The 9,076-nt window shown below is 67.6% G+C and carries 9 protein-coding genes; 3 read left to right on the top strand and 6 right to left on the bottom strand.

From position 1 onward, the window contains the following. The 5 genes from lptB to argS form a co-directional block, all read right to left on the bottom strand. Nucleotides 1-628, bottom strand: a 628-nt coding sequence (gene lptB / locus H0W40_RS17535) for an LPS export ABC transporter ATP-binding protein (protein WP_292448810.1), incomplete at its 3' end; no start/stop codon positions are given. 55 nt (nt 629-683) lie between these two features. Then, nucleotides 684-1,328 (bottom strand): lipopolysaccharide transport periplasmic protein LptA, encoded by a 645-nt coding sequence (gene lptA, locus H0W40_RS17530; RefSeq protein WP_292448812.1) that lies wholly within the window; start codon nt 1,326-1,328, stop codon nt 684-686. 134 nt (nt 1,329-1,462) lie between these two features. Next, the gene (locus tag H0W40_RS17525) at nt 1,463-2,107 is read right to left on the bottom strand and encodes a thiol:disulfide interchange protein DsbA/DsbL (RefSeq protein ID WP_292448808.1); all 645 of its coding nucleotides are present in this window, start codon (nt 2,105-2,107) and stop codon (nt 1,463-1,465) included. A 112-nt stretch (nt 2,108-2,219) separates the two neighbouring features. Next, complete coding sequence (locus H0W40_RS17520) at nt 2,220-2,837, bottom strand: SPOR domain-containing protein (protein ID WP_292448806.1); 618 nt, start codon at nt 2,835-2,837, stop codon at nt 2,220-2,222. 44 nt (nt 2,838-2,881) lie between these two features. Next, nucleotides 2,882-4,588 carry an arginine--tRNA ligase gene (gene argS, locus H0W40_RS17515; protein ID WP_292448803.1) on the bottom strand — a complete coding sequence of 569 codons (1,707 nt, stop codon included), beginning with the start codon at nt 4,586-4,588 and terminating at the stop codon, nt 2,882-2,884. Nucleotides 4,589-4,721: 133 nt separating this feature from the next. Here argS and H0W40_RS17510 point away from each other — a divergent pair, with 133 nt between their 5' ends. Continuing rightward, a complete protein-coding gene (locus H0W40_RS17510; protein WP_292448799.1) occupies nt 4,722-6,056 on the top strand; it encodes a serine/threonine-protein kinase in 1,335 nt (444 codons plus the stop codon). A gap of 190 nt (nt 6,057-6,246) precedes the next feature. Here the strand turns inward: H0W40_RS17510 and H0W40_RS17505 are convergent, their stop codons facing one another. Continuing rightward, nucleotides 6,247-7,158 carry a LysR family transcriptional regulator gene (locus tag H0W40_RS17505; protein WP_292448798.1) on the bottom strand — a complete coding sequence of 304 codons (912 nt, stop codon included), beginning with the start codon at nt 7,156-7,158 and terminating at the stop codon, nt 6,247-6,249. Between the two features lie 106 nt (nt 7,159-7,264). Between H0W40_RS17505 and H0W40_RS17500 the strand changes: the two genes are divergently transcribed. Both H0W40_RS17500 and H0W40_RS17495 read left to right on the top strand, forming a co-directional pair. Further along, nucleotides 7,265-7,957: a haloacid dehalogenase type II gene (locus tag H0W40_RS17500; protein ID WP_292448795.1), complete on the top strand. Its 693-nt coding sequence runs from the start codon at nt 7,265-7,267 to the stop codon at nt 7,955-7,957. Between the two features lie 29 nt (nt 7,958-7,986). Further along, a partial coding sequence (locus H0W40_RS17495) for a malate synthase A (RefSeq protein WP_292448792.1) occupies nt 7,987-9,076 on the top strand: 1,090 nt, incomplete at its 3' end.

Below are 9,076 nucleotides of genomic sequence, written 5' to 3'. Positions count from 1 at the left end.
CGTTGTGGTCGGTGATCAGCACGCCGATGCCGCGGCTCTTGAGGAAACCGATGATCCGCTGGATCTCGATCACGGCGATGGGGTCGACGCCGGCGAAGGGTTCGTCGAGCAGGATGAAGCGCGGCTGTGTGGCCAGCGCGCGCGCGATCTCCACCCGCCGGCGTTCACCGCCCGACAGCGAAGGCGCCGGGCTGTCGCGCAGCTTCTCGATCGACAGGTCGCGCAGCAGGCCGTCGAGCAGTTCGTCGATGCGCGCCTTGCTGAAGGCCTTGCCGCGCTCGTCCTGCTGCAGCTCGAGCACCGCGCGGATATTTTCCTCGACCGTGAGCTTGCGGAAGATCGAAGCCTCCTGCGGCAGATAGGACAGACCCAGCCGCGAACGCTGGTGGATCGGCAGCCGCTCGATCGGCGCGCCGTCGAGGCTGATCTCGCCGGCGTCGGCGCGTACCAGCCCCACGATCATGTAGAAGCTCGTGGTCTTGCCGGCACCGTTGGGGCCGAGCAGGCCGACCACCTCGCCGGCGGCCACGGCCACGTGCACGTCCTTGACGACCTTGCGCGCGCCATAGCTCTTTTGCAGGCCGGTCGCTTCGAGCCGGCTGACGGCCGCTTGCGGCTGCGCGCTCACAAGGCAAGCTCCGTCCTGGGCGCCGCTGTCGTGGCCGTGAGAACGGCTCGGCGGCTCATCGTGCGGAGGCCGGGGTTGCCGGCGCCGAAGCGGGCGCAGAGGGAGCCGGCGCGGAGCCGGCCGTGTCGCGCGGGGTGAGCACGCCGCGCACGCGGCCGGCCGGTGCGGCCGAGTCCGGCCCGCCGACCACCTGGAACACCTCGGTGGTGTTGTCGTAGGAGATGGTGTTGCCCGAAACCTCGTCGGTCACGGTGCCGCCGCGAAAGCGCCGCATCACCGCCTGGTTGATCAGCTTGATGCTGTCGTTGCGGCCGTCGTATTCGAGGCGCTGGGCCTCGCCCTCGATGTACTCGTCGGTGCCTTCGCGCTTCTGGCGGAAGTAGGCCCGCTTGTCGGGCCAGCCGGTGGCAATGGCCGACTGATAACCCTGCGGGCTCTGGCGTACCTCGACGCGATCGGCACGGATCACGATCGTGCCCTTGGTGATCTCGACATTGCCCTGAAGGATGTTGACCTGCTTTTGCTCGTCGACCCGAGCCGAATCGGCTGCGAAGTTGAGCGGCTGGTTGCGGTCGGCGTTGGCGGCCCAGGCTGGAGCGGCAAGGGCTGCCGCACCCAGCGCCACCAAGACGACGGCGACATGTCGCGCCAACCGCGCAAGACGGGGCGCAGCGGCCGGATAAGGGATTGGAAAGGGCATCACGGCTAAATCGGCATGAATCTTGCTGCCGATTCTAAGGGGGTGGGCCGCAGGTTTTCACGGCAATCGCACCCGCCTCAAATGGCGCGCGGCCCGCCAGTCCTGCTTCAGAAACGGATTTCGAGCCGCCGGATTCAACCCTTGCGCGATTGCGCCAAGAGGTAATCGGTAACGGCAAGCGCCCGCTCGTTCGAGCCGGCCATCGAGCCCGAAGTGGTGTAGCGGCCGTCGATGCCCAAAGCCGGCGTGCCGTCGATCCGGTAGCCGCTCGAGAGTGCGGCCGCCTGCTTGGCTTTGCCCTGCACGCCGAAGGAGTTCATCGCGTCGAGGAATTTCACTTTGTCGACGCCGTTCTTCGCCACGAAGTTGCCGATCAATTCGGGCGTGTTGAGCGGGTTGCGCTCGACGTGCATCGCGGTGAAGACCTTGGGGTGTAGCTGATCGACCAGATCGAGGGCTTCGAGCGCGAAATAGAGCTTCTGGTGCAGCACGAAGGGCACTTCGCGGAAAGCGACCGGCAGGCGGCGGAAGTTCACCTCGGGCGGCAGCTTCTCGACCCAAGCCTGAAGCGCCGGCTCGAAGGTGTGGCAATGCGGGCAGCCGTACCAAAAGAATTCAACCACTTCGAGCCGCTTCGGATCCTGCGTCGGCTGGCGCTGCGAAAGCTTCACATAGTCCTTGCCCTCGACCGGCGCGCCCTGGGCCAGTACCGACGTTGGCAGCAGCAGGCCGACCAGCGGGCCAGCGGCGGCGAAGGTCGTGAAGTCGCGACGGTTCATTGATATTCCTCTCGGTGAAATGCGAAGTGGAGCGGTGCGAGCGGGCGAGCGAAGCGCAACCAGTGCGCGCTGATCCGGGCTGCAGCGGTGGAGTGCGACGCGGTGTCGAAGTTCATTTCTGCACCCGCACCAACGCCGTGGCGGTGCCGCTGCCATCGAGTGTGTCCTTCGTGGATTGGGCCTCGGCGCGATCGTTGAACGGCCCCACGCGTACCCGGTAAACGATGCGCCCGGCTTGCTCGCGTTCGCTGATCCTGGACTCGAACCCCTGGATCGCAAGGCGGGCCCGCTGCGCCTCGGCTTCCTCGGTGCGGCCGTAGGCGCCGACCTGCACGAAATAAACGAACGCCTCGGTCGGCGGATTGACGGGCCGTGCGACACGGGGATCGTCGCCGAGGATGGCCGCCGGATTGCGCGACGGCGCGGTGGCCGTCGGCTCGCCGGTCACCGGGTCGCTGAAGGGCGGCGGCAGCACCACCCCGGCTGGCGGGCCGGGCGGCGCCGAACCGGACACGGCCGGGTTCTTCCCGGCCAGCGGCAAGTTGGGGTTCCAGTTCTTGTTCTTCGCGGCCTCGGCGGCGTCCTGCTCGGCCGTGCGCTGCGGCACCTTGTCGATAAAGGGGATGGGCACCTTGGTGACGTACAGCGCCACGCCGAGCGCGAGCGCCAGGCCGACCAGCCCGCCGACGACCAGGCCGATGAGAAAGCCGCCGTGCTGGTTGCGTCGCATGGGGGAACGGGAACGGGAAGCAGCGGGCATCGAAGAACTCCGGATCACATCTTTTCGGGGGCGGCGACGCCGAGCACGGCGAGCCCGCCGGCCAGCACCTGCGCGGTCGCGGCCAGCAGGGCCAAGCGTGCGCGCGTCAGCTCGGCATCCTCGCCGAGGAAGCGCTCGGCCGCGTAGTAGGTATGGAAGGCGCCGGCCAGATCGCGCAAGTAGAAGCTCACGTCGTGGGGGGCGAGGTCGTTGGCGGCGGCGGCGAGCATGCCGGGATAGGCCGCGAGCTTGAGCATCAGCGTCGCCTCGGTCGGCGCGCTGAGCCGCGACAGATCCGCCTGGGCGAGCACCGCGCCCGGGTCCGCCGACGCCGCCGCACCACCGGCCTGCTGGGCCTGCCACTGCCGCAGCACCGAGCAGATGCGCGCATGCGCGTACTGCACGTAGTACACCGGGTTCTCGTCGCTGGTCTTGAGCGCCAGGTCCACGTCGAACACGAACTCCGTATCGGCCTTGCGGCTGATGAGGAAGAAGCGCACCGCGTCGCGGCCGGTCCAGTCGATCAGGTCGCGCAGGGTCACGTAGCTGCCGGCGCGCTTGGAGATCTTGACCTCCTCGCCGCCCTTCATCACCGTGACCATCTTGTGCAGCACGTAGTCGGGGTAGTCGGCGGGAATGCCGGCATCCGCCGCCTGCAGGCCGGCGCGCACGCGGGCGATGGTGCCGTGGTGGTCGCTGCCCTGGATGTTGATCACCTTCGCAAAGCCGCGCGCCCACTTGTCGAGGTGGTAGGCGACGTCGGGCACGAAGTAGGTGTAGCTGCCGTCGGACTTGCGCATGACGCGGTCCTTGTCGTCACCGTAGTCTGTGCTGCGCAGCCACAGCGCGCCGCCGTCCTCGAAGGTCTTGCCGGCGGCCGACAGGCGCTGCACCGTGGCTTCGACCTTGCCGTTCTTGTAGAGGCCCGACTCGAGAAAGTAGTTGTCGAAGGCCACGCCGAAGGCACGCAGGTCGAGATCCTGCTCGTGGCGCAGGTAGGCGACCGCGAACTGGCGGATGCTGTCCAGATCGTCAGGGTCTCCCGAGGCGGTGAACTCGCGGTCGTCGGCCTTGACGGTCCTGCACGCCATGAAATCGGCGGCGATCTCGGTGATGTAGTCGCCGTTGTAGGCCATATCGGGCCAGCCAGCCCCGTCGGGTTCGAGGCCCTTGATACGCGCCTGCGTCGAGGCGGCCAGCGTGGCGATCTGCACGCCGGCGTCGTTGTAATAGAACTCGCGCGTGACCTGCCAGCCCTGCGTTTCGAACAGACGGCAGATCGCATCGCCCAGCGCCGCCTGGCGGCCGTGGCCGACGTGCAGCGGCCCGGTCGGGTTGGCGGAGACGAACTCGACCAGCACCCGCTCGGGCCGCACCGGCTGGTGGCCGAAGCGCGCCTTGGCCTCCAGCACCTCGGCAACGACCTGCTGCCGCGCGGCGGGCAGGAGGCGCAGGTTGATGAAGCCCGGCCCGGCGATCTCCATCGCCTGGACCCAGCGCTGCACCGCCGCTCGGCGCTGGAGCGCTTCGACGAGTGCGGCGGCAAGCTCGCGCGGATTGCGCCTGAGCGGCTTGGCGAGCTGCATCGCCACGGTGCAGGCGAGGTCGCCATGCGCGGCCTGCTTGGGGCTTTCGAAGACGGCCGGGGTCGGGTGCTCGGGAGCCAGCTCGGCGAGCACCTCGCCGAGGGCCTGCACGAGCTCTTGCTGGACACGGATCATCAAAGGATTTTAGGGGCCGGGTCGGTGCAAGCGCAGTGGCTGGAACTCCGTCACGTTTGCACGCAGGCATCATGTCGTGCCGGTTGCCGCCTTGTCATGGCGGTGGAAAGATGCCCGCATACCCTGCCGCCTCATGACGCCTCCCCTCGCCTCGCCCCTTCCCAGCCAGATCGGCAAATACCGCGTGCTGCGCCTGCTCGGCGAAGGTGCGACCAGCGAAGTCTTCCTGTGCGTCGATGACTTCAACGCCCGCGAGGTCGCGGTCAAGCGGGTGCGCGCGGGGGCCTTGTCGGACGTAAGCGAAGGCGCGCTGCAGGCCCGCTTCTTCGCCGCCGAAGCCGCCCTGGTCGGCCGGCTGCAGCACCCGAACGTGGTGCAGATCTTCGACGCAGTGGCCGACCCGAACGAGCCTTACGTGGTGATGGAGTACGTGCCCGGCACGACGCTGCGGCCCTATTGCCGCGCCGACCAGCTGCTGCCGCTCGACCAGATCGTGGAAATCGGCTTCAAGTGCGCGATGGCGTTGGGCTACGTGTCGCGCCAGGGCCTGATCCATCGCGACGTGAAGCCCGCCAATCTGCTGGCGGTGACGGTGGGCAACGACATCACCGAGGTGAAGGTCAGCGACTTCGGCAGCGTGCTCAACCTGCATGCCGACACCACGCAGGTGTTTCGCGTCGGCTCGCTGGCCTACATGTCGCCCGAGCAGCTCGACGGCGACGCGCTCGATCCGCGCGCCGACATCTATTCGCTCGGCGCCGTGCTTTACCACCTGATCGCCGGGCGCCAGCCTTTCGACGCCACGGCGCAATCGGTGCTGATGGCGCAGATCTACGGTGCCAAACCGGCACCACTGACCGAGCTGCGCGCCGGCGTCGATCCGGCGCTCGACGCAGTGATCCAGCGCGCGCTGGCCAAGCAGCCCGGCGATCGCTACGCCGGCTGGGACGACTTCGCGCAGGCGATCTCGGCCCTGGTCGCCAACCGCCAAGTGCCGCGCGGCGGCCGGCAGAACGTGCTCGATTCGGAGCGCTTCAACCTGCTGCGCACGCTCGAGTTCTTCAGCCTGTTCGGCGATGTCCAGTTGTGGGAAGTGGTGCACCGCGCGACGTGGCAGCGCTATCCGCAGGGGCACCTGATCTACCGCAAGGGCGAGGAAGGCAACACCTTCCACATCATCGCCGCCGGCTCGGTGGACGTGCACCGCGACGGCGTGCGCGTGGCCCACCTCGGCGCTGGCACCTCGGTGGGCGAGATGGTGTATCTGGCGCCGAACCCTGAGCTCAAGCGCCACAGCACCGACGTGGCCGTGGTCGAGCCGGCGACGATGATTTCCTTCACACCCGAATCATTGGCCCGCCTGAGCCCCGGCAGCCGCCACCTGTTCGACGAAGCCTTCATCCGCGTGCTGGTGCGCCGCCTGCATGTGGCGCACGAGGCGCTGGCCTACCCGCGGCGCATTCTCTGAACGCAAGCTGCGGCGAGCCCTTGTTTTTCGGTCGGTCAGGTGCACCCTCGCCCACTTGTGGGAGAGGGTGGGGGTGAGGGCGGTCGGCCCACGCTCTACCCTCACCCCTACCCTCCCCGCCCAGGCGGGAGAGGACGCAAAGCCGCCGCGACGAGGGCATGGCATCGAGGCGATTGAACGTGATTGCGTATCAGTGGGCCGAAGCCCAGTAGCTCGCGTCGCCGTAGGTGTGCTTGAGAAAGTCGATCCACAGCCGCACTCTCAACGGCAAGTGCTTTCTTTGCGGGAACACCGCGTAGATGCCGTTCGGCGGCGCCGCGAAATCGGCGAGCACGCTCACCAGATCACCGCGCGCGACCTCGTGCTCGACTTCCCAGGTGCTGCGCCAGGCGATGCCCTGGCCGGCCAGGCACCAGTCGTGCAGCACCTGGCCGTCGGAGCAGTCGTAGCGCCCGCTCGGGCGCAGGTGCGTGACCTCGCCGTCGATCGTGAAGGCCCAGCCGCGCGCCTGGCCGGCTTCTGAACTCAGGGTGAGGCACTGGTGGCGCGCCAACTCGCTCGGGTGCTGCGGCACGCCAGCGCGCTTGATGTATTCGGGCGCCGCAACGCACAGCCGCCGGTTGTCGGCCAGGCGCAGGCTCACCAGGCTGGAGTCGGGCAGATCGCCGACCCGCACGGCGCAGTCGTAGCCTTCATTGACGATGTCCACCACCCGGTCCGACAAATTGAGCGACACCGACACGTCGCGGTGCGATTCGGCAAAGCGCGGCACCAGCGGCGCCACGTGCCGGCGGCCGAAGCCGGCCGGTGCCGTGAGCCGCAGGTGGCCGCTGGCCTTGACGCCGCCGGCGCTGACGCTGGCCTCGGCATTGGCCATGTCGGCCAGCAGGCGCTGGGCGTCTTCGAGGAAGGCGCTGCCTTCGTGGGTGAGCGTGATGCGCCGTGTGGTGCGCAGCAGCAGCTTGACACCCAGGCGCTCCTCCAGCGCGTCGATGCGCCGGCCGATCACCGCCGGCGCCACGCCCTCGGCGAGTGCCGCGGCGGTGAGACTGCCCTTCACGGCCACGGCGGCAAAGGACTCGATCTGCTTCAGGCGATCCATCGTAGTAGTCAGGCTGTGGCGGGCGAGATTAGGCTTGTGCCGGTAAAAGATCAAGCCACTGGAACGGCCTAATAGGAACGCGACTTCGCAATACAGTGGCCGCTCGATGAAGACCTCGACGACGCCGAACGTCCAAGCCGTCCTGTTCGACGCCTATGGCACGCTGTTCGACGTGTACAGCGTCGGCACCCTGGCCGAGCAGCTTTTCCCCGGCCGCGGCGAAGCCCTCGCCATGCTCTGGCGCGACAAGCAGATCGAATACACCCGCCTGTGCTCGATGAGCCAGCGCTTCCGGCCGTTCTGGGAACTGACGCGCGCCGGCCTGCGCTTCGCCGCTGCGCGCCTCGGGGTGGACCTGAGCGCCGAGCGCGAGGCGCAACTGCTCAACCAATACCGTCACCTCGGCGCCTTTCCCGAGAACAAGGCCGTTCTCACGGCTTTGAAGGCGCGCGGCATTCCGACCGGCATCCTGAGCAACGGCGATCCCGACATGCTCGCTGTCGCTGTGAAAAGCGCCGGCATCGAAGGCCTTGTGGATCATCTGCTCAGCGTGGACGCGGTGCAGCGCTACAAGACCGATCCCGCCACCTATGCTTTGGGCACCGAGGCGCTGGGCCGGCCGGCGAAGCAGATCCTCTTTGTCTCCAGCAACGGCTGGGACGCCATCGGCGCCACGTGGCACGGCTACACGACGCTCTGGGTCAACCGCTACAAACTGCCGCTCGACGCGCTGGACACCGAACCCACCCGCACCGGCAGCAGCCTGCGCGACGTGCTCGACTTCTTTCCCGCTCCCTGATCCATGAACCTCCGCTCCAGGAAACAGCCATGACGACTCTTCAACTGCCTGCCGGCGTGCAGATCAACGCGCCCATCCTGCCCGGCTTCGAAACCATCCTCACGAAAGAAGCGCTCGAACTGGTGGCCAAGCTGCACCGCGAATTCGAGCCCCGCCGCCAGGAACTGCTCGCCGCCCGCGCCGAGCGCGCCAGGCGCCTCGATGCCGGCGAGCGGCCCGACTTCCTGCCCGAGACGAAGCACATCCGCGAAGGCGACTGGACCATCGCACCGCTGCCCAAGGCGCTGGAGTGCCGCCGCGTGGAGATCACCGGCCCGGTCGACGCCAAGATGGTCATCAACGCCTTCAACTCGGGGGCGGACAGCTACATGACCGACTTCGAGGACAGCAACTCGCCGGTCTGGGCGAACCTGATCCAGGGCCAGATCAACCTGTCCAAGGCGATCCGCCGCACGCTCACGCTCGGCCAGGCCGGCAAGACCTACAAGCTCAACGACAAGATCGCGACGCTGCAGGTGCGCCCGCGCGGCTGGCACCTCGACGAGAAGCACGTGCTGATCGACGGCCAGCGGGTGCAGGGCGGTCTGTTCGACTTCGCCCTCTTCATGTTTCACAACGCCAAGGAACAGCTCGCGCGCGGCGCCGGCCCCTACTTCTACCTGCCCAAGCTCGAGAGCCACCTCGAAGCGCGGCTGTGGAACGACGTGTTCGTGATGACGCAAAACGAGCTCGGCCTGCCGCAAGGCACCATCAAGGCGACGGTGCTGATCGAGACCCTGCTCGCCGCGTTCGAGATGGACGAGATCCTGTACGAGCTGCGCGAGCACAGCGCCGGCCTCAACGCTGGGCGCTGGGACTACATCTTCTCGTGCATCAAGAAGTTCAAGAACGATCGCGATTTCTGTCTGGCCGACCGCGTCAAGGTGACGATGAAGGCGCCCTTCATGCGCGCCTATGCGCTGTTGCTGCTCAAGACCTGCCACCACCGCAACGCGCCGGCCATCGGCGGCATGAGCGCGCTCATTCCGATCAAGAACGACCCCGAGAAGAACGCCATCGCGATGGAAGGCATCGTCAAGGACAAGCGCTCCGACGCGATGGACGGCTACGACGGCGGCT

The sequence above is a fragment of the Methylibium sp. genome (genome assembly GCF_013817345.1).
GTDB lineage: Bacteria > Pseudomonadota > Gammaproteobacteria > Burkholderiales > Burkholderiaceae_C > Methylibium.
The sequence above is the reverse complement of the archived record's forward strand: the minus strand, read 5'-3'. Positions and strand labels throughout refer to the sequence as shown.

Excerpts from the sequence above, each read along its gene's own strand:
- lptA (WP_292448812.1), bottom strand. The coding sequence starts at position 1,328 with ATGCCCTTTCCAATCCCTTATCCGGCCGCTGCGCCCCGTCTTGCGCGG.
- H0W40_RS17525 (WP_292448808.1), bottom strand. The coding sequence starts at position 2,107 with ATGAACCGTCGCGACTTCACGACCTTCGCCGCCGCTGGCCCGCTGGTC.
- H0W40_RS17520 (WP_292448806.1), bottom strand. The coding sequence starts at position 2,837 with ATGCGACGCAACCAGCACGGCGGCTTTCTCATCGGCCTGGTCGTCGGC.
- argS (WP_292448803.1), bottom strand. The coding sequence starts at position 4,588 with ATGATCCGTGTCCAGCAAGAGCTCGTGCAGGCCCTCGGCGAGGTGCTC.
- H0W40_RS17510 (WP_292448799.1), top strand. The coding sequence starts at position 4,722 with ATGACGCCTCCCCTCGCCTCGCCCCTTCCCAGCCAGATCGGCAAATAC.
- H0W40_RS17505 (WP_292448798.1), bottom strand. The coding sequence starts at position 7,158 with ATGGATCGCCTGAAGCAGATCGAGTCCTTTGCCGCCGTGGCCGTGAAG.
- H0W40_RS17500 (WP_292448795.1), top strand. The coding sequence starts at position 7,265 with ATGAAGACCTCGACGACGCCGAACGTCCAAGCCGTCCTGTTCGACGCC.